The sequence below is a fragment of the Caballeronia arationis genome, from assembly GCF_001544975.2.
GTDB classification, from domain to species: Bacteria; Pseudomonadota; Gammaproteobacteria; order Burkholderiales; family Burkholderiaceae; genus Caballeronia; species Caballeronia arationis.
In genome coordinates this window covers 32,165-54,888 of the sequence record NZ_FCOG02000015.1, presented here as the reverse complement: position 1 = coordinate 54,888, position 22,724 = coordinate 32,165, and the positions used below count along the sequence as shown (strand labels likewise).

21 protein-coding genes and 1 riboswitch are annotated in these 22,724 nt (G+C 65.5%); of the genes, 11 read left to right on the top strand and 10 right to left on the bottom strand.

Going from position 1 to position 22,724, the window contains the following annotated elements; translation table 11 throughout:
* Positions 1-56 precede the first annotated feature (56 nt).
* Positions 57-962 carry a DMT family transporter gene (locus tag AWB81_RS11605; RefSeq protein WP_087134912.1) on the bottom strand — a complete coding sequence of 302 codons (906 nt, stop codon included), beginning with the start codon at positions 960-962 and terminating at the stop codon, positions 57-59.
* A gap of 343 nt (positions 963-1,305) precedes the next feature.
* Between AWB81_RS11605 and AWB81_RS11600 the strand changes: the two genes are divergently transcribed.
* On the top strand, positions 1,306-3,813 hold the full coding sequence (locus AWB81_RS11600) for a hybrid sensor histidine kinase/response regulator (protein WP_062635335.1): 2,508 nt from the start codon (positions 1,306-1,308) through the stop codon (positions 3,811-3,813).
* A 149-nt stretch (positions 3,814-3,962) separates the two neighbouring features.
* On the opposite strand, the gene AWB81_RS44660 is transcribed toward AWB81_RS11600, so the two are convergent.
* The 3 genes from AWB81_RS44660 to AWB81_RS11590 all read right to left on the bottom strand — a co-directional run bounded on the left by AWB81_RS44660 (position 3,963) and on the right by AWB81_RS11590 (position 5,755).
* Entirely contained in the window at positions 3,963-4,292 is a 330-nt protein-coding gene (locus AWB81_RS44660) for a hypothetical protein (protein WP_144444130.1), read from the bottom strand.
* A gap of 18 nt (positions 4,293-4,310) precedes the next feature.
* Positions 4,311-4,679, bottom strand: a complete 369-nt coding sequence (locus AWB81_RS11595) for a hypothetical protein (RefSeq protein WP_062635332.1) — start codon at positions 4,677-4,679, stop codon at positions 4,311-4,313.
* A gap of 245 nt (positions 4,680-4,924) precedes the next feature.
* The gene (locus tag AWB81_RS11590) at positions 4,925-5,755 is read right to left on the bottom strand and encodes an NmrA family NAD(P)-binding protein (protein ID WP_062635329.1); all 831 of its coding nucleotides are present in this window, start codon (positions 5,753-5,755) and stop codon (positions 4,925-4,927) included.
* Positions 5,756-5,872: 117 nt separating this feature from the next.
* Here AWB81_RS11590 and AWB81_RS11585 point away from each other — a divergent pair, with 117 nt between their 5' ends.
* Positions 5,873-6,892, top strand: a complete 1,020-nt coding sequence (locus tag AWB81_RS11585) for an AraC family transcriptional regulator (protein WP_374730481.1) — start codon at positions 5,873-5,875, stop codon at positions 6,890-6,892.
* A gap of 43 nt (positions 6,893-6,935) precedes the next feature.
* On the opposite strand, the gene AWB81_RS11580 is transcribed toward AWB81_RS11585, so the two are convergent.
* Positions 6,936-7,223 (bottom strand): hypothetical protein, encoded by a 288-nt coding sequence (locus AWB81_RS11580; RefSeq protein ID WP_062635326.1) that lies wholly within the window; start codon positions 7,221-7,223, stop codon positions 6,936-6,938.
* A gap of 235 nt (positions 7,224-7,458) precedes the next feature.
* On the opposite strand from AWB81_RS11580, the gene AWB81_RS11575 reads away from it, so the two are divergent.
* Positions 7,459-8,520 carry an AraC family transcriptional regulator gene (locus AWB81_RS11575; protein WP_062635324.1) on the top strand — a complete coding sequence of 354 codons (1,062 nt, stop codon included), beginning with the start codon at positions 7,459-7,461 and terminating at the stop codon, positions 8,518-8,520.
* Here the strand turns inward: AWB81_RS11575 and AWB81_RS11570 are convergent.
* Entirely contained in the window at positions 8,494-9,798 is a 1,305-nt protein-coding gene (locus AWB81_RS11570) for an MFS transporter (RefSeq protein WP_062635322.1), read from the bottom strand. The genes AWB81_RS11575 and AWB81_RS11570 overlap by 27 nt on opposite strands.
* Before the next feature lie 188 nt (positions 9,799-9,986).
* On the opposite strand from AWB81_RS11570, the gene AWB81_RS11565 reads away from it, so the two are divergent.
* Together AWB81_RS11565 and AWB81_RS11560 are read left to right on the top strand one after the other, a co-directional pair.
* Complete coding sequence (locus AWB81_RS11565; RefSeq protein ID WP_062635319.1) at positions 9,987-10,967, top strand: aldo/keto reductase; 981 nt, start codon at positions 9,987-9,989, stop codon at positions 10,965-10,967.
* Between the two features lie 51 nt (positions 10,968-11,018).
* Positions 11,019-12,407 carry an FAD-binding oxidoreductase gene (locus tag AWB81_RS11560; RefSeq protein WP_062635318.1) on the top strand — a complete coding sequence of 463 codons (1,389 nt, stop codon included), beginning with the start codon at positions 11,019-11,021 and terminating at the stop codon, positions 12,405-12,407.
* Between the two features lie 21 nt (positions 12,408-12,428).
* On the opposite strand, the gene AWB81_RS11555 is transcribed toward AWB81_RS11560, so the two are convergent.
* Together AWB81_RS11555 and AWB81_RS11550 are read right to left on the bottom strand one after the other, a co-directional pair.
* A complete protein-coding gene (locus AWB81_RS11555) occupies positions 12,429-13,298 on the bottom strand; it encodes a spherulation-specific family 4 protein (RefSeq protein WP_235025764.1) in 870 nt (289 codons plus the stop codon).
* A gap of 63 nt (positions 13,299-13,361) precedes the next feature.
* Positions 13,362-13,442: riboswitch (cyclic di-GMP riboswitch) on the bottom strand.
* Positions 13,442-13,660, bottom strand: a complete 219-nt coding sequence (locus tag AWB81_RS11550; protein WP_062635316.1) for a hypothetical protein — start codon at positions 13,658-13,660, stop codon at positions 13,442-13,444. It overlaps the preceding riboswitch by 1 nt.
* A 73-nt stretch (positions 13,661-13,733) precedes the next feature.
* Between AWB81_RS11550 and AWB81_RS11545 the strand changes: the two genes are divergently transcribed.
* The 6 genes from AWB81_RS11545 (at position 13,734) to AWB81_RS11520 (ending at position 21,113) form a co-directional block, all read left to right on the top strand.
* Positions 13,734-16,016: a putative bifunctional diguanylate cyclase/phosphodiesterase gene (locus AWB81_RS11545; RefSeq protein WP_062635314.1), complete on the top strand. Its 2,283-nt coding sequence runs from the start codon at positions 13,734-13,736 to the stop codon at positions 16,014-16,016.
* A 480-nt stretch (positions 16,017-16,496) separates the two neighbouring features.
* Positions 16,497-17,396 (top strand): LysR family transcriptional regulator, encoded by a 900-nt coding sequence (locus tag AWB81_RS11540; RefSeq protein WP_062635312.1) that lies wholly within the window; start codon positions 16,497-16,499, stop codon positions 17,394-17,396.
* A gap of 196 nt (positions 17,397-17,592) precedes the next feature.
* Entirely contained in the window at positions 17,593-18,915 is a 1,323-nt protein-coding gene (locus tag AWB81_RS11535) for an MFS transporter (protein ID WP_062635309.1), read from the top strand.
* A 32-nt stretch (positions 18,916-18,947) separates the two neighbouring features.
* Positions 18,948-19,988, top strand: a complete 1,041-nt coding sequence (locus AWB81_RS11530; protein WP_062635307.1) for an amidohydrolase family protein — start codon at positions 18,948-18,950, stop codon at positions 19,986-19,988.
* On the top strand, positions 19,985-20,653 hold the full coding sequence (locus AWB81_RS11525; RefSeq protein ID WP_062635305.1) for an RraA family protein: 669 nt from the start codon (positions 19,985-19,987) through the stop codon (positions 20,651-20,653). The genes AWB81_RS11530 and AWB81_RS11525 overlap by 4 nt, the downstream gene beginning before the upstream one ends.
* A 64-nt stretch (positions 20,654-20,717) precedes the next feature.
* Positions 20,718-21,113 (top strand): hypothetical protein, encoded by a 396-nt coding sequence (locus tag AWB81_RS11520; RefSeq protein WP_062635303.1) that lies wholly within the window; start codon positions 20,718-20,720, stop codon positions 21,111-21,113.
* A gap of 5 nt (positions 21,114-21,118) precedes the next feature.
* On the opposite strand, the gene AWB81_RS11515 is transcribed toward AWB81_RS11520, so the two are convergent.
* Positions 21,119-21,952, bottom strand: coding sequence for a siderophore-interacting protein (locus AWB81_RS11515; RefSeq protein WP_062635301.1), 834 nt, complete (start codon positions 21,950-21,952; stop codon positions 21,119-21,121).
* Between the two features lie 7 nt (positions 21,953-21,959).
* Positions 21,960-22,664, bottom strand: coding sequence for a PadR family transcriptional regulator (locus tag AWB81_RS11510; protein ID WP_062635299.1), 705 nt, complete (start codon positions 22,662-22,664; stop codon positions 21,960-21,962).
* Positions 22,665-22,724 lie beyond the last annotated feature (60 nt).

The following is a 22,724-nucleotide window of genomic DNA, read 5'->3' as shown; positions in this document are numbered from 1 at the left end:
TTTAGGTCGCGCGCGGGCCTTCTGCGGACTGCTTGTCGGCTGCCGCCGGGAGCGTATCACTCCCCGTGCGAGGGCGCGTCGGCGCGCCGCAGTGCAAGTCCGACGCCGCTCAGGGTGAGCGCCATCGCGGCCGCTTCGCGCGCGCCGAGCGGTTCGCCGAGCGCGATCGCGGCGGCCACGATGCCCATGATCGGCACGAGCAGCATCCCGATGGAGGCGACTTCCGGCGGCAGATAGCGCAGCGTCGCGAACCACGCCAGATAGCAGACGCCCATCGGCACGAGCGCCATGTAGACGAGCACGGCCCAGCCGTTTCCCTTGAGCGCCGCGAAATCCGGATGCTCGAAGAGCAGCCCGGCGATCACCATCGGCACGCAGCCGATCCCGACCTGCCACGCGACGAGCGTGACCGGCGCAACCGGCACCGCTGTGCGCGCGACGACGGTCCCGAGCGCGAACAACACCGCCGCGGCGAGCGCGAAGCAGATGCCGGCGAGCTTGCCCGCGTCGAACGCGATGCCGCGACCGCCGAGCAGCACGACGACGCCCGCCAGCGCGAGCACGAGCGCGGCGAACCCGCGGCGCGTCGGCCGACGCGACAGGATCGGCCAGGCGAGCAGCATCGCCCAGACCGGCATTGTGTAGACGAGCAGCGCGCCTTCGCTGACTGAAAGCCATTTCATAGAAAGCGTGGAGAAACCCATCCACGCGAAGACGTTGGTGCAGGCGGCAAGGACGACCCGCGGCATGACCTGGCGCGCAATGCGCGTGTTTTCGCCGATGGCGGCCGCGATCACGCCGAGCAGGAGCGCGGCGGCGACGCCCGCGACGCCTCGCGAAAAAAGCGGCGGCCATTGCCTCAGCAGCACTTTCATGGCGGGCCAGTTGAGCGCCCAGCCGACGGCCGTCACAAAAAGGAAGATCAGGCCAGGCCATCGCGCCAGCATCGTCGAACGGTTCATGTTGTTGTTATGGAATCGCGAGGCCCGATGATAACCGCGCGGACAATATCGCGACATCGGCGGGAAATAGTCGGCATTTTCTTCGCGATGCACTCCGGATAAAAAGACGGATTTACATGGCCGCAAAAAACATTTCGATAAAACCGAAACGTAGTGTATGTAATCGATTATGTCGGCGGAATGGTGGAGCTAAGATCCTTGGAATAAAACTAATATTCAGACCTTGGGGCGAGGTTGATCGCCGTGCGCAAACGTTTGCGCAAGTTTTGTGTTTCAATCGAACGGCGTTTCGCGGACACGATCCGCGCAACCGGTGCGAATTCAATAACAATGGAAACGGGCCATGCACTTTCAGTACGAGGCTTCATCACCTGAAGAAGGACAGTCGAATCCCGTTCGGCACGCGCATTTTCAAAGATGGTTTTCGACCTTTGCGAGCCTCGCGCATTCCAAGCTGCCACTCGATCCCTATCTGCAATCCGTAACCGATACGCTGAAGGAAGTCTCCGGCGTGGCGTCCGCGGTCGTCGAATGGATCGAAGGCGACCAACTAGTCTACCGCGCCGTGAGCGGCGAGGCCGCCCGTTACGTCGGCACGCGGCTCGCCCTGGCGGGCAGCCTGTCGGGCCTCTGCATCACGCGGCAACAGGCGCTCATTTGCCGCGATGCGTCGACCGATCACCGCGTCGACCGCGCCGCCTGCGAAGCCGTCGGCGCGGTGTCGATGGTGGTGGCGCCCGTCGTCTACGAAGGACGCTCGGTTGCCGTGCTGAAGCTGATTTCGCGCCACGTCGATCAGTTCAAGGCCGCGGACGTCAGCATCCTCGACGCGTTTTGCGCCTGCATCGCGGTGACCATCGCGCGGGAAGAAGTCGCGCAGGAAAATGAGAAGCTGTTGCGCGAGAACGAAAGCGTCGCCGCGGATCTGAACGTGGAGTCGTCGCTGCGCATCGAATACGAGAAAAAGCTCGCCGACGCGCTGCGGCGCCGGCGCACCGTGCTCGACAACGCGCACGTGGCGTTCGTCGCGATCGACGAAGCGGGGCTGATCGCCGACTGGAACGAGGCCGCGGCGACCCTGTTCGGCTGGCGGACCCATGAGGCGATCGGCGAGGAACTCGCCCGGATGATCGTGCCCGAGCGCTTTCGCGATGCGCACCGGGCCGGCCTCACGCGCTACCTTGCGACGGGCGAAGCGCGCTTCATCAACAAGCGCGTCGAGTTGCCGGCGATGAGGCGCGACGGGCGCGAATTTCCCGCGGAACTCACCATCAGCGAGGTCTGGTTCGAGAGCCAGCGCCAGTTCACCTGCTTCATCCACGACATCTCGGACCGCCGCCGCGCCACCGAGGCCGACGAGCGCCTGCGCCTGCTCATCAATTCCGTCAGCGACTACGCCATCTTCATGCTGGACCAGGACGGCTTCGTGCGCTCCTGGAACGACGGCGCCCGCGCGATCCACGGCTATCAGGCGGACGAGATCGTCGGCCGGCACTTCACGCTGTTTTTCTCGCCCGACGACGTCAGCAAGAAAAAGCCCGAGGCGGAACTGCTGCGGGCGGCGTCGCAGGGGCGCGTGGAGAACGAAGGCTGGCGATTGCGCAAGGACGGCTCCGCGTTCTGGGCGCATGTGATCCTGACCGCGCTGCGCGACGGCGACGGACACCAGCAGGGCTTCGTCAAGATCACGCGCGACATGACCGCGCGGCGCAGGCTCGAAGAACTCGAAGCGTCGAGCCGCCGGATGAACGAATTTCTGGCGCTGCTCGGCCACGAACTGCGCAATCCGCTCGCGCCGATCCGCAACGCGGTCAGCATTCTCAAGCTCAAGTCGACCGACGACGCCGACGTCGTGCGCAGCCGCCAGATTGTGGACCGGCAGCTCGCGCACCTGACGAAGCTCGTCGACGACCTGCTCGAAGCGGGCCGCGTCAGCTCGGGCAAGATTCGCCTGTCGCACGACACGGTCAACGTCGCCGACGTGATTCAACTGACAGTCGAGGCGAGCCAGCCGCTTTTCGACGAGCGCCAGCAACTGCTCGTGGTGAACGGCACCGACCTGCCGCTCTTCGTGAAAGGCGACGCGACACGGCTCGTCCAGGCGCTCAACAACCTGCTGAACAACGCATCGAAATTCAGCCCGGTCGGCTCGACGATCACGCTCGAAACCGGGCCGCATGGGAATTCGGTGGTGGTCCGCGTGATCGACCGGGGCCGCGGCATTTCCCCCGAAGCGCTCGACGGCGTGTTCGACCTGTTCGTGCAGGAACATCCGCCCGGCGCCTATCCGGACGAGGGCGGGCTCGGCATCGGCCTGACGCTCGTGCGCGCCATCGCACAACTGCACGGCGGACACGTTGAAGCACGCAGCGGCGGCGCGGGCAAGGGCAGCACGTTCAGCATGTGGCTGCCGCTCGCGCAGGCCCCGGCGCGCGCGGCGAGCGTGCCGCCGGCGCCGGACCAGCACGCGAACCGGCCGCTCGACGTGCTGGTCGTCGACGACAACAAGGATTCCGCCGACAGCATGACGCTGCTCGTGGAGATGCTGGGACACACCGCGCGCGCCGCCTACGACGGCCCCGACGCGCTTCAGTCGTTCGGGCGCCGCGCGCCGCAGGTCGTACTGCTCGACCTGTCGATGCCGGGCATGACCGGCTTCGACGTGATCCAGCGCATTCGCGCGGCGAGCGCCAACAACGTGATCGTCGCGGCGATGACGGGCCTCGGTTCGGACGAGGACATCGCCCGGACACGGACGGCCGGCTTCGACGCCCATTTGACCAAGCCGGTCGATCTGCCCGAGCTGGAGGGTGTGCTCGCGCGCGCGGCGCTGCGGGCTGCGGAGGGCTGAAGGGGGTTGTAGTTTCGCCATGCGCGCTGGCGCTTTTTGCCGGGCTCGCGGCGGTTTCGGCGGAAGGTCGAGGTCCGGAAACCCCTTGTGCGCAGGGGCCGGACGGCTTCGCCCCGCGTTCAGGTATGAAGATTGCCTTACGTCGCCATTCAGTCTTGACCTGCAGGCACACGATGCGCAATTCGCTTCATATCGAAAAAAAGACGCCCAAGGTATATCGCCACGCCGCCTGTGCGGCAGAACCGGCGATCGTTCATCTCGAAATGGTGATCCGGCATTACGTCAAATCGAGCCAGCGTAAGGCACCGGCAGCGCTCACGGCGCAGTACTAGCTGGGACGCATCGCGGATCTTCAGGCGCGCTTCGATCTGCTTGCGCCCCAGAAGGTCAGACTCGCCCGTCTCGGAGATCAGCTCTCGGCCTCGATCGCGCGCGACGAGGATCCGGACGGAACGATGGTACGCCGCGCTGCCTGACAACGGAGGCCTCCCGGTGCGCTAGATGTCTTCGGTTTCGAGTACTACCGGCTCGGTATCGCCGCGCGATACTTTCTCGGCCGCCGACGCGCAAATCTCGTGCGCATGCTGCAAGAAGAGCGCCATTTCCGGCTCGTGGCCTGCATCGCCGTGGCGAATTTTCAAGGCGTCGTAAGTCACGAGGCCCCGGTGCGTCACACCGTGCATCTCGAAGCGGAAGTTGACCGCCTCTGAATAACAGTCGTCGACGACGCCCACCACGGCCGGGTCGCCGCCCGGCGCCTCGTCGGGCCCGTCGGCGCGCGGCTTCGGCCACAGCGCCGCGAGCTGTTCTGCGGCCCCTCGGGCGATTCGTTTCAGATCCAGGTCATGTGAAGATGCGATCCTCATGGCGTGCTCCCATTCATGGTCGCAGAACTAGCACCGAACATGCCACCGCGTGGCAATCCTCCGATTTTTGGACGGCGTTGGTAGTTGCGCTGACGCGCATGCGCTCTCGTTGTTTGGTGTGCCGTCCGTGCCCAGTCCGACAGTACACCACTCGATCGGTTCGCGTGCAGCGGCGGAAGATCGATCGGGCCGCTCCGAGCCGCTCCGATGCGGCGCGGAACCGGCAATCGCAAGCCAGCATCGCGTCACCGCGCGGCGTCCCAGACGCCCGTCGCCGCCGTCTTCCGCGCGTATTCGCCAAAATCGCGAGCGGGCCGCCCGAGCGCCCGGCTGACGCCGTCGGTCACGCAGGCGTTGCGGCCGTCCAGGACCTCCGTGAACAGATAACGGATCAGGTCGATCATGTCCGGCGGAAGGCCGGCCGCGTCGAGCGCCGCGACGTAATCCTCCATCGGGACTCGGGCGAAGCGGATCGGGCGTCCGCTTGCCCGAGCAATCTCCGCGACCGCTTCGGCGAACGTCAGCAGGCGCGGGCCGGTCAGTTCATAGAGGCGGCCCACGTGACCCTCTTCCGTGAGCGCAGCAACGGCGACGTCGGCGATATCGTCGACGTCGACAAAGGGCTCTCCGATGTCCGCGACCGGCAGCGCAAGCTCTCCGGCGAGGATCGGTTCCAGAAAATGCGTTTCGCTGAAGTTCTGCGCAAACCAGCTTGCGCGCACGAGCGTCCATTCGACGCCCGATTGGCGCACGATCTCTTCGCACTGTTCCGCTTCGATTTCGCTTCGGCCCGAGAGCAGCACGAGGCGCCGCACGCCGCTTTTAACCGCCAGATCGGTGAACGACTGGATCGCATCCGTGGCGCCGGCGGCGGCCAGGTCGGGGAAATACGACACGTACGCCGCTCCGACGCCCCGTAGCGCCGGCGCCCATGTTTCGGGCGCGTCCCAGTGAAAGGGAGGCGAGCCGGATCGGGAGCCGTGTCGGACGGGCAGATCGAGCGCCGCGAGCCGTTGCGCCACACGGCGGCCGGTCTTGCCGGTGCTGCCCAGCACGAGAATGGTTTTCGGGTTCATCGTCGATGTCTTCCTGTCGTGGTCGCCGCACCGCGCGGCGACCGTGATTCCAGAATAGACTTCGGTTATTGGACGAACAATCTCCAATAAGCCGGTTTTAATGCTCATTCATCCAAGATGATGGACGAAGCGCTGTTCGGACGTACACTCGGTGGCATGAACGCAATCCCTGCCTCGACGGACCCGCTCGGCGAAGCGCTGCACTTTCTGCGCATGAGCGGCACCTTCTATTGCCGGTCGGAATTCTCGGCGCCGTGGGCGCTGGAGCTTCCGGCGTTCGAGGATTGCCTGATGTTTCATGTGGTCACGGCCGGCCAGTGCGTGCTCGAAGTCGATGGCGTCGAGCCCTGCCTGCTGCGCCCGGGTGACCTCGCGCTCGTGCCGCATGGCGCCGGACACCGGCTGGCGAACGAGCCGGGCGTCGCGGCAGCGAAGCTCTTCGACCTGCCTCGCGAGACCGTCAGCAGTCGCTACGAGATTCTTCGTCACGGAGAAGGCGGCGCGCCCACGACGATGATCTGTGCCGTCGTGCATTTCGATCACCCGGCCGCGCAGCGGCTGATCGGCTTGCTGCCGAAGCTGATTCGCGTCGACACGTGGCAGTCGCCCGAAATCGAGTGGATACAGAGCACGCTGCGCTTCATCGCCGCCGAGGCGCAGCAGCCGAACGCGGGCGGGGAAGCGGTGATCACGCGTCTCGCCGACATTCTCGTCATCCAGGCCGTGCGCGCCTGGATCGCGCATGCACCGGCGGCGCAGACGGGCTGGCTCGGCGCGCTGCGCGACCGGCAGATCGGCCGCGCCCTTGCGATGATCCATCGCAATCCGGAACGCAACTGGACGGTGGCGACGCTCGCGGACGCGCTCGGCATGTCTCGCTCGGCGTTTTCCGCGCGCTTTACGCAACTGGTCGGCGAGCCGGCGATGCGGTACGCGGTGCGCTGGAAAATGCAGGCGGCATTGACGCAGTTGAGGGAAACGGATGCGTCGCTGGGGGAGATGGCAAGCCGGCTCGGCTACGACTCCGATGCCGCGTTCAGCCGTGCGTTCAAGCGCGTCGTGGGCGTGGCGCCCGGTGCGGCGCGGCGCAACGCGCGGCCGCAGGCACTCGAACCGGCAGGCGCCGTGCGCGCCTGAGAACCGCCTCGCGATGGCACTTCGGCGATTCGCGCCTGACGAACTACGCGGCGCGGCTGCGCTCGCTCAGCACGGCCTTTCGTTCGAGCAGGTCGAGCAGCCGCAGCACGCGCTGGCGCTGGGTCGCGACGAGATCGTTCTCCTCGGCCAGCGTGCGCACGCGCTTCTGCCAGTAGCCGTCGTCGAGCCAGCCGAGCATGTGAGGCTTGTTCGAGCGCGCGAACGATTCGATCACGCGTTCCAGGTGGTCGAGTTCGCTGTCCGCCAGATGCGACGGCAACAGTTTCGCGCCGTCGATGTCGGCGGATTGGCTGAATTTGAGGGTACTCATTTCGTGTGGCCCTGGCATCCTCGCGGCGCGGAGGCTCTGATTCTCGGTTGCGCTGCCGTAAACATGGAAGCACCGGCGTTTCACGCACGAATCGCGCAACCGCCTGCTTCGGTGAAACAAGATAACGTGTTGTTTTTGACCGGCTTTACCATGCGTCTCAAATCTGCAGAAGAAAAATTGCGACGACCGCCCCCGCTCCTGTGATGACTGCGCGCCGCCGCCTCAACCACCGCCTATGACTTCGAGTCCGAACGCCGACCGGCCCGCCCGCGACGACGCGCCGCATTCCGGCATCGTGTCGAGCCGCTTCAGCACGCGCCCGCTGCCTGCCGCCGAGCAGTTGCTCGCGTGGCGCGCGCGGGTGGGCCACGTCGTCGACGTCCCGCCGCAGAAGACGCAGCTCGCGGACGGTTTCGGCGCGAACATCGACCTGCATTCGGTCGGCGGTCTGGTCTTCACAGATGCGCGTACCGATGCGATGCGCCTGGAGCGCTCGGTCGCGCGCGTTTCCGCCGACACGCGCCGCGATTTCGTGTTTCACGTGTACGCCGAGGGCGAAGTCGGTGACGTGAGCGGCGTGAGCCGCAAGCGCAGCGCGCCGGGGTCGGTGCGGGGCATCGTCGCGTTCGACATGAACCAGCCTTTTCGCGTGGACCGTCCGGCGTGCCGCGTGCTGACGCTGTTCGTGCCGCGCGCGATCGTCGAAGCGGGACTCGGCGACGGCGACGCGTTGCACGGCCGCGTCGTGCCGTACGAAACGCCGCTCGCGCAACTGGTTTTGGATCATTTCGGCGCGACGGCTCCCGAACTGCCGGGCCTCGGCGCCACCGATGCCATCGGCACGCTCGATGCGGGCGCGCAACTCCTGATCGCGGCGTTTCGCCACGAGTCGAAACTGACGGGCACGGGCCGCGCGGCTGTACAGAGCGCGGTGATGGGGCAGGTGAGACGCTTCATCGACGCGAACCTGCATCAGGGCGATCTCACGCCGATGCGGGTGGTCGAAGCGCTGGGACTCAAGCGCGCGACGCTCTACCGCTGGTTCGAGCACGAAGGCGGCCTCGGCGCGTATATCCGTCATCGACGGCTGCGCGAGGCGGCCGACGAACTCGTGCGCTTTCCGCATCTTCAGGTGACCGACATCGCCTACGGGCTCGGCTTCAAGAGCGCGTCGGATTTCACGCGCGCGTTTCGCCGTGCCTTCGACATGAGTCCGCAGGACGCGCGTCTGCGCGCGCTCGACCTGCAGCGCGACGCCGCCTCGCGCGTGTCACGCGCAAGCGGACCCTTCGTCTGAAGCGCGTTCCGGAAAGCGTCGCAACCCGACGAGCGTCACGCAGGTCGCGGCGAGCAGATACCAGGCGGGGGTCATCGGATTGCCGGTGAGGTCGATCAGCCACGCGACGATCAGTGGCGAAAATCCACCGAACACGACCACGCCGACCGCGTAGATCACCGAGAGCGCCGCCGCGCGCCGGTGCTTCGGAAATGCTTCCAGCATCAGGACGGAGCTGGCGCCCGCATTGTTCACGGCGATCGCGACATAGGCCGTGATGACGGCGAGCGCGACGAAATCGGCCGCGCCGTGCGTGAGCGCGAGGAATGCCGGATACGCCGTCAGCAGCGCCGCACAGAGCGATGCGTACTGCAGCGTCTTGCGGCTCGCGAGCCGGTCGGCGAAATGGGCGACGAGCGGCGTCGTCACGAGAATGACGAGGCCGGAGAGCGACGACGTGAAAAGGCTGATCGCCGGCGGGCGGTGCAGCGTGTGCACGAGGTAGCTCGGCATGTAGAACACGGCGACGTAGATGCTCACCGAAGGCGCGGCCATCATCAGGACGCCACAGGCGAGCGCGCGGCCGTCTTCCCGCACGACGTGCGCGAGCGGCGCGCGCGCGCGGCGGGCCACGGGCGTGGCGGGCAGGCGCCGCCGCAGATACCAGCCGACCGGGCCGATCAGTCCGCCGAGCATGAACGGAATGCGCCAGCCCCAGTCGTGCATCGCGGCGGGAGAAAGGAGCGCCGTCGTCGAGGCACCGACGAGCGCCGCCGCGCACGCGGCCGCACCCTGGCTCGCGCCGCGCCAGCTGACGACGAAGCAGCGCCGGCCATAGGCGACCGATTCCATCAGCGACGCCGACGCCGGCCCGATCTCGCCGCCCGCGGCCAGCCCCTGCAGCAGTCTTGCGAGCACCATCAGGACGGTCGCGGCCCAGCCGATGGTCGCGGGCGTCGGCAGGCAGGCGATCAGCCACGTCCCGACGGTCATGAGCGCGATCGACAGCGTCATGCCGGCGCGCCGGCCCCGGCTGTCGGCGACGCGGCCGATCAGGAGCGCGCCGAGCGGGCGCATGACGAAACCCGCGCCGAAGGTCGCGAGCGAGAGCAGGAGCGACGAAGCGGCGTCGTGCGAAGGAAAGAAGAGCCGCCCGATGATGGCTGCCGAAAAGCTGTACACCGTGAAGTCGTACGCGACGAAGCCGTTGCCGATGACCGTCGCGACGATGGCGCGGCTCAGGCGCGGCCGGTCGGCGTCATCGGGTTCGTGACCTGGTCGTGATTCGGCGTGGCTCATTGCGTGCGTGGGAAGTGGAAAGGCGATCAACGGACTATCGGCCGCCGGGTCCGTAACTTTAGACGACTGACCCGAAGCGGCGGCGCGTCGCTTTCAGTTGCCATGCGAAAAGCCACGTCCGGGAACGGCGCGCCGTCCGAACCGGTCACAGGCAGACACCGGCAACCTTTCAATCAAGGAGCAGACCCATGGAGTATGTGAAACTCGGTTCGACGGGACTCGACGTCTCGCGCCTGTGTCTTGGCTGCATGACTTACGGCGTGCCTTCGCGCGGCACGCATCCGTGGACGCTCGATGAAGACCAGAGCCGTCCGCTGGTCCGGCAGGCGCTCGAAGCCGGAATCAATTTCTTCGATACCGCCAATACCTATTCGGATGGCACGTCGGAGGAAATCGTCGGACGGGCGCTGCGCGATTTCGCGAAGCGCGACGACCTCGTGATCGCGACGAAGGTGTTCAACCGCATGCGCCCGGGGCCGAACGGCGCGGGACTTTCGCGCAAGGCGATTTTCAGCGAAATCGACAACAGCCTGCGCCGCCTCGGCACCGATTACGTCGATCTTTACCAGATCCACCGCTGGGACTATCACACGCCGATCGAGGAAACGCTCGAAGCGCTCCATGATGTCGTGAAGGCGGGCAAGGCGCGCTATATCGGCGCGTCGTCGATGTATGCGTGGCAGTTCAGCAAGGCGCTCTACACCGCGCGCGAACGAGGCTTCACGCCGTTCGTCACGATGCAGAATCACCTGAACCTGCTGTATCGCGAGGAAGAGCGCGAGATGCTGCCGCTTTGCGAGGACATGGGCATCGGCGTGATGCCGTGGAGTCCGCTCGCGCGCGGTCGCCTGACACGCGACTGGAACGAGTCGAGCGAACGGCAGCGAACCGACAACTTCGGCAGCGGCCTCTACGAGCGTTCGCTCGAAGCGGACCGCGCGGTGATCGAAGCGGTGGCCGCCATTGCGGCGGAACGCGGCGTGCCGCGCGCGCAGGTCGCGCTTGCATGGGTCGCGCAGAAGGCGGCGGTGACGACGCCGATCGTCGGCGCATCGAAGCCCGCGCACCTGACCGATGCGGTCGCGGCGCTGTCGCTCGATCTGTCGGCCGACGAAATCGCGCGCCTCGAAGCGCCGTATGAGCCGCATGCGATCGCGGGCTTCGTCTGATGTGTTTATGATGAACGCCGCAATCGAGATAACGATACAAGGAGACTTTTCGTGGCAGCAGGCGAAGGGGTGCGCGCGTTGCGGGAGGCGCTCGGCGAGCAAGTGGTGATGCTTCCAGGGGAATTCGGCGACCGCCGCGTCGAAGACTGGAGCGGGCTGCCGAGCGCCGTCCCGCTCGCGCTGATCAGGCCGCGCGATACGGCCGAAGTCGCGGCGGCGCTCGCCCTTTGCACGCGCCATGCGCTGCCCGTCGTCACGCAAGGCGGCCTGACGGGACTCGTCGGCGGCGCGAACCTGCGCGGCGACGAGGTCGCGCTGAGTCTCGATCGCATGAACCGCATCGTGGAAATCGATGCAGTATCGGGCACCATGACCGTCGAAGCGGGCACGCCGCTGCAAGTGGTGCAGGAAGCCGCGAGCGCGGCGGGCTTCTATTTTCCGCTCGATCTCGGCGCGCGCGGCAGTTGTTCGATCGGCGGCAATCTCGCGACCAATGCGGGCGGCAACCGCGTCATCAAGTACGGGATGATGCGCGATCAGGTGCTGGGTCTCGAAGCCGTGCTCGCGAGCGGCGCGATCGTCGGCGGGCTCAACAAGATGATCAAGAACAACAGCGGCTACGACCTTCGTCACCTGCTGACGGGCAGCGAGGGCACGCTCGCCGTCATCACGCGTGCGGTGTTGCGGCTGCGGCCGAGACCCACGGCGACAGCGACGGCATGGTGCGGCTTGCCCGACTTCGCGGCCGTCACCACGCTGCTCACGCGCGCGCAGGCGGGACTCGCGCCGGGCGTCTCCGCGTTCGAGGTGATGTGGGCGGGCTATCACGACGCCGTGATCGCCAATCTCGACACGTTGCGCGCGCCGCTCGCCTTGCCGCATCCGTTCTACGTGCTGCTGGAAAGCGTCGGCGCGGACCCGGTCCGGCACGGCGAAGCCTTCGAGGAGTTTCTCGGGACGATGCTGGAAGAAGGCATCGTGAGCGACGCGGCGCTGGCCTCGTCGGAAGCGCACGCGCAAGCGTTCTGGGCGATCCGCGACGCCCCCGGCGAATACCAGCGCTTCATTCCGAATCATGCCGCGTACGACGTCAGCTTTTCGATCGCGCAGGTCGGCGAGGCGGCGGCGCTATGCGAAGCGCGCCTGCGCGCGCGCTGGCCGGATGCCACGATCCTGGTCTACGGGCATCTCGGCGATGGCAACATTCACATCGTCGTGGACGTGCCGGGCATGCCGAAGCACGATCACGACGACATCGACCGGATAATCTACGACGTCACGCGCGAATTCCACGGCTCGATTTCGGCGGAGCACGGCATCGGCGTGAAGAAGAAACACTTCCTGCACCTGAGCCGCACGGAAGCCGACGTCGAATCGATGCGGGCGATCAAGCAGGCGCTCGATCCGCTCGGCATTCTCAATCCGGGGAAGATCTTTTAGGGCGCGCGTCCGCGTGTTGCGTCACCTGATCGCCGCCGCGGTGGCGACTTCCTGGTTCCAGTAGGCAGGCAGATTCATGTACGGATTCGGCAATCCGGTGGAGGTCACGAACACGCCGCCGGCGCCATGCGCGTTCGCGAACTGGATCGTCTTCGACGACTGCGAAGCGTTCACGCCATAGACGATATGCACGAAGCGCGACTTCGGATAACGCGCCTGCCATGGCGCGCTCACGTAGCTCGCGTAGCGCTTCGCGCTGTCCTCGAATACGACGAACTGATCGGCGATTGGCAGGCTCGCGTAAATCTCGGGCACGCTCGTGCCGGGATTGCCCATCACCGAATAGCTCGGCGACAAGCCCTTGATGTAGTTGTACACCGACTGGTAGAACTGGACGTGCGACGTGACGCTGTCGGACGTCATCTCGTCGATGAAGAAGCCATCGATCCTGTAGAGCGATACATACATGTTGATGTCGCTCACCACCGCGGACAGCGAACGCGTCGTGTACGACGACGAGACATAGCCGATCACCTTGCCTCCCGCCGCCCGCACCTTTGCGATCGCGGCCGTGTAGGCCGGGTCCTCGCGCAGGCCCGGGCCGCTGTTCGGGTTGAGGATCACGATGGTGGGGACTTTCGCGGCGGTCGTCGCGAGATCGTTCCAGAAGCCCGCGCCCTTGCCGATGGGATCGAAATACGCGGGCACGACGAGCGGCAGGCCGGTAGTAGCTGCGAATGATTGCGTCGGCGGGATTGCGAGGAAGAGCGCCGTTATCAGCAAGGCGACACGCAGCGACTGAGCAGGCAGGCGCTGCAAGCAATCGCGAAATGCGACGGAAAACGAAGCGGGCACGAACGCGCGTGCTGCCGCCATGCGGACGATGTACATCTGTTGCCTCCTGACCGGGCGTCCTTCGAGCGGACTTCCGTCGATTGGCCCGACGCTCACGCGCCGGGCAACTGGCTGACTCCCGTTTGCGGAGTCCGTTTAGCTTTGCGTCGCCGGATTGCTCCGGTTTTGCCATATGCGTTTTACGGCGTGCTCAAGGCGAACTTGAGCGTCGAATTCGTGGGCATAGCGTAACGCAATGCGTGTTCATCAGGCTTGTTCACGCGAACCAGGCGAAACCTCTTAAGCGTGAACGCAGCATCGTCGCTCGACAGGAGCGCGACCGTCGTGATCTGCACGGATGTGCGGCGCTTCTTTTTGATCGTTTCTCCGTGACGGTCCTTCGTGCGGCCGACTGTCACGGATCTGATCCTAAAGACCCGCCGCCGCAAGCCGTTAAGAAGCGAACAGCGAATAGTAGAGAGGGGTGGTGCGGTGCAGGTAAAGGCGACCGATTTCCTCGGGACCATCGACAAGACGATCCTGAGGAGATTCTCCAACGTCACGTGCGGCCGGCGCCTCGACGGCTTCGCGCTCGCCTGTGTCGCCGTCGCGCTGACTGTCGGCGCTTCCGCATGGGCGCCGCTGCCCTGGAACCTGATGCTCGCCGTCGTCATCGCGGGCGCGGCGGTCGTCGCGCAACACATGCAGCAGTCGAAGCACCAGGTTTTCGTCGCGCAGCAGTTCGCGAAAGGACTGCTCGGCATCGCCGAAGACTGTCTCAAGCTGCTCGATCTCGATGGCCGCATTGTCTGCATCTCGGAAGTCGGTACGCGTCTCATCGAAGCGAATTCCGCCGACGACATGGTCGGCGTCGACTGGCTCGGCCTGTGGGACGGCCCGGACGCGCGCAACGCCTTCGCGCGCGCCATCGCGGGAGAATCGACGTCATTTTCGGGCGCCTGTCACACCGTCGCGGGCTCGATGAAATGGTGGACGTCGACGTTCGCGCCGGTGTTCGGGGAGCGCGGCAAGGTCGTCGCCATCCTGTGCAAATCGCGCGACATCACGGCCGAAGTGGATCTCATCGCCGAGCTGCGCGGCAATGCCCAGGTCCAGAAAGACATGGAAGACCACGTCGACGCCGTGTTCTGGACGGCGAGCCAGGATTTCCGCACGCTGCTGCACGTGAGTTCGGCGTTCGAGCGGATGTGGGAAATGCCGATGTCGGCGCTCGAGGCCGATGAAACGTCATGGGCCGAACGTGTTCATCCCGACGACCTCCCGCAACTGCGCAACAAGATGCGCGATGCTGTCCATACCGGCGCGCCGGCGCAGAGCTATTTCCGTCTGTGTCTGCCGGAAGCGCGTATTCGGTGGGTTCGCACGGACATCTATCCGGTCATCGAGGCGGGCACGGTGGCGCGTGTCGTGAGCGTGTGCGTCGACGCGACCGAAGAGCAGGAGCGGCTTCGCGAACTGCACCGCCTCGCGAACATCGACAGCCTGACCGGGCTTCACAACCGCAACTCGATGACGGAGGCGCTGCTCGCCCACTGCGGTTCCGGCAATCCGTTTTCCTATCTTTTCATCGACATCGACCGCTTCAAGTCGATCAACGATACGGCCGGCCATTCCGCGGGCGACACGGTGCTGAAGGCCATCGCCGAGCGCATTCGCAGCGTCCTGCCGGAGAGCGCGATCGTGGCGCGGCCGGGCGGCGACGAGTTCACGATTCTCCTGCCCGGCGTGCTGGATCCGGACCGGATCGCCCAGGCGTGCCGCCGGCTGGCGGTTGCCTGCCATCGTCCGATCAACATCGACTGCAAGACCGTCACGATGACGTGTTCGATCGGCGTCGCGATGTACCCCGAGCACGGCAGCACGCCGGAAGCGCTGTTCACGAGCGCCGACCTCGCGATGTACGCGGCGAAACGGGCGGGGCGTAACACGTTCCGCGTCTTCGGCGAAGAGGAAAAGGACGACCTCGCGCGCGCGCATCTGGAGTCCGAGCTTCACGACGCGATCCGGGACGACCAGTTCGTTCTGCACTACCAGCCGCAGTACCGCGTCGATTCAGGCGCGCTCGCGGGCGCGGAGGCGCTGCTTCGCTGGAATCATCCGCAGCTTGGCTTGCTGGCGCCGGGCGCGTTCGTTCCGGTGCTCGAAGAGAGCGGGCTCATCGTCGAGGCCGGCCACTGGATCATCCGTGAGGCCGTGCAGGCGGCCAGCGTCCTCGCGATATCGGCGCCGGGGGTGAAATCGGTGTCGATCAACGTGTCGCCGAAACAGTTCCGCGATCCCCGGCTCGTTTCCGTCCTGAAGCAGACGATCAAGCGATGTTGTATCGATGCACGCCGCATCACGCTGGAAATCACGGAGTCGGCGCTGATCGAAAACATCGACGGTGCGCAGGAAGTCCTCACGCAGATCCGGCGCATGGGCGTGCGGATCGCCATTGACGATTTCGGTACAGGCTATTCGAGCCTGAGCTATCTGGCGCGCTTTCGTCCCGATGTATTGAAGCTCGACAAGTCATTCGTCGACAACATCGTGTCCGACGAGACGGTCAGGACGGTGGTGGAAGGCGTCATCGACCTGGCGCACAAGCTCGGCATGGCGGTCGTCGCGGAGGGCGTCGAAACGCAGGATCAGATGGACATTCTGCGCGACGCGCGCTGCGACAAGGTGCAGGGGTTTCTGCTGAGCAGGCCGGTATCCCTCGACAGGCTGCTGGAACAGGGATCGCAGCGTCGCCTCGAAGAGATGGCTCACTGACGTTTTCCCGCTGCTTCGCGATGTCGCGGAACCTGCGAACTGGCGCAAAAACCGGTTCCTGTTCGGGAAATTGGAATCGCAGCGCGTCCCTATATACTTGATTCTGTCTCCACGTTCTCAAGCGGCTCGGACCGCCAAGGGCGCTTAGGCGTCGCCTGCTTGCTGCAGATGACCCCTTTCTTTTTTCGTTAAAAAGGCAACTAACGGTCGAGTCCCCGCGCATACATTAATCGACGGGGTCACCTGAGCACAGTGGAGTTCGAAAAAGCCGGTCGTCAGTGAAGAGCCCCCGATGCGTGAAGGCCCGGGCGGCGGCTATTCGGGGGGGACGGCAAAAGGCCCGGTCGAAAGGATGATCGTGGTGAGACGGGGCTACAGAGCAAAAGGACGCCCGCTTGGCGCGAACGGCACGGCTTATAGTAGGCGACGGCCGGCGGAGTCCAGACCCTCTGTAAACGAAACGTCAAATCACAAGTCGATATGAATCTTCGGGCTTTGCAGTGCTTCGTGATCCTCGCGGAAGAACTGAACTTCAGCCGCGCGGCCGAGCGTCTTCACATCGCGCAACCCGCGCTGAGCCAGCAGATCCGCCTGCTGGAAGAACGGCTCGGCACTCAGCTTGTCGACCGGGCGCGGCGGCCGCTGCGGCTCACGGAAGCAGGCCACTATCTCTGCACGGAAGCGCGCCAGATACTCGGCTCGTGGGAGCAGGCGAGCCTCGGCGCGCAGGAAATCGGTATCGGCCGGCGCGGCTGGCTTTCGATCGGCTTTACGCGATCCGCGATGTACAGCATCCTGCCGCCCGCGCTCAAGGCATTTCATCACGCGTATCCGCAAGTCGAGCTGAAGCTCTTCGAAATGCTCACCGAGGAGCAGACCGACGCGCTGCGCGACATGCGCATTCACATCGGCATAGGAAGGCAGCCACTCGAGATTCCCGGCTGCACGTCGTATCCGCTCTTGCGCGAGCATGTGGTGGCCGCGCTCGCGCCGGATCATCCGCTGGCGGCGCGCAAGAAAGTGCGCATCGCCGAACTCGCCGACACGCCGCTCATCCTGTATCCGAAACACCAGAACGCGCAGTTCAAGCGCACCGTGCAGTCGCTCTATCGCGATGCCGGCGTGACGCCGTTCGTCGCGCATCAGGCCTACGAAATCCAGACCGCGATCGCGCTCGTCGCAGCGGGTCTCGGCGTGACGTTCGTCGGCGAGTCGGTGGCGCGGCACGGGCGCACGGATGTCGTGTTCCGCCATCTCGCGGGTCCGGGCGCGTCGCAATGGTCGACGCTCGCCGCAACGTTTCGCACCGACGACGCCTCGCCACATCTGCGCGCGTTTCTCGGCTGCCTTCCTGCGCCTCTCGATGACGCCGCACTATAAGACAAAACTTATAGAAGAATAAGGAAGTCGTCTTGGACGCGTCGTTCTCCGATTCTTATCATCGACTTCATGCAAGCAAGCGTGGCAAGCGAAGGGCGTTTGTAAAGCATGACGCGCAAGCGCGGGCCGCGAGGCCCGCGACCGACGATAAGAACGCGGCGACGGCTACGGCCGAAGCCGCCAAGCAGGAGACGGCATGACCTCTTTCAACGAAGCGGCGACCATGCGAAAGGTGTACGGGCGGCTCATGCCCTTGCTCTTCGCGATGATGTTCTTCAACTACCTCGACCGGATCAACATCGGTTTCGCGGCGCTCGACATGAACAAGGCGCTCGGCTTCAGCCCCGCCGTGTTCGGCTTCGCGGGCAGCATCTTCTTTGTCGGCTACATGCTGCTCGAAGTGCCGAGCAACCTGCTGCTGCATCGCGTGGGCGCGCGTCGCTGGATTGCGCGCATCCTGCTGACATGGGGCGGGGTGGCGGCCGCGACAGCCTTCGTCTTCGACGACAAGAGCTTTTATGTCCTGCGCTTTCTGCTCGGCGTGATGGAAGCGGGCTTCCTGCCGGGCGTCGCGGTCTACCTGACGAAGTGGTTTCCCGTGCGCTACCGGGCGCGCGCGGTGGGCGGCTACATCATCGCGGGTTCGTTTTCGGCGGTGCTCGGCGGTCCGATCTCGACCGCGCTGATGACCTATGCAAACGGCATTCTGGGCCTGCAGGGATGGCAATGGATGTTCATCCTCGAAGGCGTCCCCGCGATGCTGCTCGGCCTCCTCACGCTGCGCATCATGACGGAGCGCCCCGCCGACGCCGACTGGCTCGCCGCCGACGAAAAGCAATGGCTCGAATCGACGCTCGCGGCCGAGCGCGCGGCGGTCGGCGGCGACAAGCATTTTCCGCTGCTGCGCGTCGCGGGCGATATCCGCGTGTGGAGCCTCGCGTGTCTCTTCGGCTGCGCGCTCGTCGGTATTTATGGGCTCTTCCTGTGGCTGCCGCAGATCGTCAAGAGTCTCGGCCAGCTGAGCAATATCGAAGTCGGATTTCTCTCGGCGGCGCCGCCGCTTCTCGGCGTGCTCGGCACGTTCGTCATCAGCCGCAGCTCGGACCGAACCGGCGACCGCAAAAAGCATCTCGCATTTGTCTACGGCATGAGCGCCGTCGCGATTGCGGGCAGCGCGTATGCGCCGAATCCCGTGATCGCCTATGCGCTCCTGTGCGTGACGGGCCTCTTCATCTACGCAGGCAATCCGCTCTTCTGGAGCCTCGCCTCGTCGTTCAGGACCGGCGCGGCGGGCGCGGCGACCATCGCTCTCATCAACACGATCGCGCAGTTCGGCGGACTGGTCGGGCCGTGGAGCATCGGCCTTGTGCGCAGCGCAACGGGCAATTTCAAGCTCGCGCTGCTGACCATCGCGGCATTCCTCGTCGTGGCGACGGTGATCGCGCTCGTGATGCGCGTCAATCCCGCCGACAACGAAACTGCCGCCCTGCCCGCCGCCGATCCGGCCGCGCGCACCTGACCACCGTACGCAACGACACCAGGATTCACGACATGATCATCGATTGTCACGGCCACTACACGACCTCGCCGCCGCAGCACGAAGCGTGGCGCGCGAAGCAGATCGCCGCGCTCAAAGACGGCGTTGCGCCGCCGCCGCGCCCGTGCATCTCCGACGACGAAATCCGCGACAGCATCGAAGGCGGACAGCTTCGCATCCAGCGCGAGCGCGGCACCGATCTCACGATCTTCTCGCCGCGTGCCGCCGGCATGGGCCATCATCTGGCCGGCGCGGAAGCCAACGCGGTCTGGTCGAGCGAATGCAACGACCTCGTGCATCGCGTGTGCGGGCTTTTTCCGCGCAATTTCGTGGGCGTCTGCCAGCTCCCGCAGGCGCCGGGCGTGGCTCCCGGAAACTGCATCGCCGAATTGCGTCGGTGCGTGGAGGAACTGGGCTTCATCGGCTGCAATCTGAACCCCGATCCGTCGGGCGGCCACTGGTCCGGACTGCCGCTGACCGACCGCTCGTGGTATCCGCTCTACGAAGCGATGGTTGAACTCGACGTGCCGGCGATGATCCACGTGTCGTCATCGTGCAATCCGAACTTCCATGCGACCGGTGCGCATTACATCAACGGCGACACTTCGGCCTTCATGCAACTGCTCCAGGCGGACCTGTTCGCGGACTTCCCGACGCTGCGCTTCATCATCCCGCACGGTGGCGGCGCGGTGCCGTATCACTGGGGACGCTATCGCGGCCTCGCGCAGGACATGAAGCGGCCGCTGCTCACCGACTATCTGCTGAAAAACGTCTTCTTCGATACCTGCGTTTATCACCAGCCGGGCGCCGAACTGCTCGCGAAGGTGATTCCGGTCGAAAACATCCTGTTTGCTTCGGAGACGATCGGCGCGGTGCAAGGCATCGATCCGGAAACCGGCCACTACTACGACGACACCCGGCGCTATATCGACGGCATCGAATGGCTTACCGCGGCGGACCGGCAACGCATTTACGAGGACAACGCCCGTGCGGTGTACGGGCGCCTGTCCGCGCAACTTGAACGACAACGATCAACCGAAGGAGCGACACCATGAATCAGGCCGGATGGCGCGAATACGAATCGGCTGCCCAGGCGAGCCCCGCGACGCTCGACGCCTTGCGCGAACTGGCGGTATCGCTCCTGAGCGACAACATGGCCCGCGTGAGCGGCACGACCGGCTTGCGGCCGTTTCACCGGCCGAAGCCGATGGCCGGAACCGCGGTCACGGTCCGCACGCGCGGCGGCGACAACCTCGCGATCCATCGCGCGTTCGACTACTGCCGCCCGGGCGACGTGCTCGTGATCGACGGGGCAGGCGAGCTCACGCAGGCGCTGATGGGCGACATCATGGCGAGCTTCGCCGAGAGCCTCGGGGTGCAGGGCCTCGTGATCGACGGCGCGATCCGCGATGTCGGCGCGCTCGGCCAGCGCGATTTTCCGGTGTACGCGCGCGGCGTCACGCATCGCGGGCCATACAAGCATGGGCCGGGGGAGATCAACGTGCCGGTGACGGTCGGCGGCATGGTGGTGCATCCGGGCGACATCGTCGTCGGCGATGAGGACGGCGTGCTCGCGATCGCTCCAGCCGACGTGCAGGCGGTGATCGAAGGCGCGCGCCGCCAGGCGGCGAAGGAAGCGGCGGCGCTGGAATCGATTGCGCACGGACGGTTCGACCGCTCGTGGGTCATGGCGCAGCGCGACCGGATGATGAACGGCTGACGGCTTGCCGTACGTGGTGGGTACGCGCATCATGGCGCGTTCGCTTTAACGACGACTGATCGCCATGCCCCCTGACTTTCTGGACGCAACAACTCTGATCGACCATGCGCGGCGCGCGGAAGCCAAAGCGCCCGGTCCGTGCGCATGCACGAAAACGCCGCTAGACGGCTGGCAGTCCCAGCCGCTTTCCCTCGACGAAACGCAGTTGCGTGAGATCGGCAAGCTGTCGCCGGAAAACGATCCGGAACCCACATTCTCGGAATACCTGCCCGGCAAGACGAATTACTGGTCGGCCGATGCGCCCATCGCGCCGCGCTATTTTCCGTACAACCGGTGCGGCGTGTGGGAATGTTCGGTCTGCGGGCGTCTTTATCTGCGCTATACGGAAGGCGGCGGCTACTTCGTCGATCGCAGGATTCGCGCGGTGAGCGCGAATCTGATCGAAGACGTGCCGCTCTGAGCGCCTTATTCGTCGATAGTCTCATGCACCGCCTGCGCGCCGCGCTTCCAGTAAGCGGAGGCGCGAATCCGGCGCTTGTCGATGCCGCGCTCCACGCATAGCAATTGACGCACGGCGCGCATGAGCGTCGCTTCGCCCGCCGCCCAGACATAGCCCTCGCCGTCGGGCAGGAACATCTCCCGCAGCGCGAGCAGCAGGGCGCCGCCGTCCGGATGCGCGGCGTCTTCTCGATAGCGCCATTCCGCATAGAGATCCGCCTTCGTCTCGAATTCGATGCGCGCCGAAGGATCGGCCACTTCGATTACGGTCGCAGCGCGCGTGCCGGCCGGCAGTTCCTCCAGGCGGCGCGCGATTGCCGGCAGCGCGGTTTCGTCGCCGACGAACAGATGCCAGTCGAAATGCGGGGGAATCACGAACGACCCGCGCGGCCCGCCGATGCCCAGATATTGCCCGACCTTCGCCTGCGTGGCCCACGCAGTCGCGGGCCCGGCTTCGTGCAGCGCAAACTCGATGTCGAGTTCGCGCGCTTCGGGGTCGTAGCGGCGCGGCGTGAAATCGCGCGCGACGGGGCGCGGCTTGTCCGGATCGAACACGGGGCCTTCCGGGCCCGCGACCGGCACCTCGGGCTTGTCTTTGCCCGGCTCAGGAAAGAAGACTTTGATGTGATCGTCGAACGAGGCCGAGACGAAGTCGTCGAGCGCTTCGCCTGTGAGCGTCACTCGTATGAGGTGCGGCGTGAGTGCCTGGACGCGCGTCACCTGTAAGAGACGAAACTTGAGCGCGTGGCGCACGCGCGTGACTTCCAGATCGGGGCGGCTTTGCAAGATGTTGTCGTTCATTGGCGGATTACTCCTTGTCACGGGCGGCGCCCTGTTCGATTTCGTCGGTGGCGCGCGCGAGGATCGCGGCGATGCGGCGCTGTTCGTCCTGTGGCGCGTCCGTGCGCAGAAGCAGCGCGCGCTTGAGCGCGCGGCGCGCGGCGGTCAGTTCGGGAACCCAGCCGCCTTCGCTGCCGTCGTCGGCTTCCTCGCCCGCGAAGGCGCGGCGCACCGAATCCATCTTGCGGGCGAAATGCTTGAGTTTCGCGAGCATGAGATCCACGCGTTCGCGGTTCGCGGCGAGATGCCCGCGGCCGGCTTCGGAAAGCGCATAGCGCTTGCGGTTGCCTTCAAGTTCGACGGTCGCGTAGCCCAGTTCCTCCAGGTACGTGAGCGCCGGATAGACCATCCCGGGACTCGGCGCGTAAAAGCCGTTCGACCGGTCTTCCAGCGCCTTGATGAGTTCGTAACCGTGACGCGGCGCCTCGGCGAGCAGCGCGAGCAGCAGGAGTTGCAGGTCGTCGGAAGTGAATTTGCGGGCGCGCGGCATGCCGTCTTCGCCGCCGAAACCGCCCCGGCCCCCGCGTCCGCCGGGGCCGCCCGGAAAGTCTCCGCCGCCGCCGTGTCCGCGATGCCGGCCGATTGCTTGCGCCATACAGCGTTCGCCGCGCTCGTGACGGCCGAAGTGTGCCGCGAAGTCGTCAGCGCGGCCGAAAGGGAAATGGTTCTTCATCGATTTGCTCCAAGTATCGTAAAACATATCTTAAGTTATATATCTTAAGAGTGTTTGTCA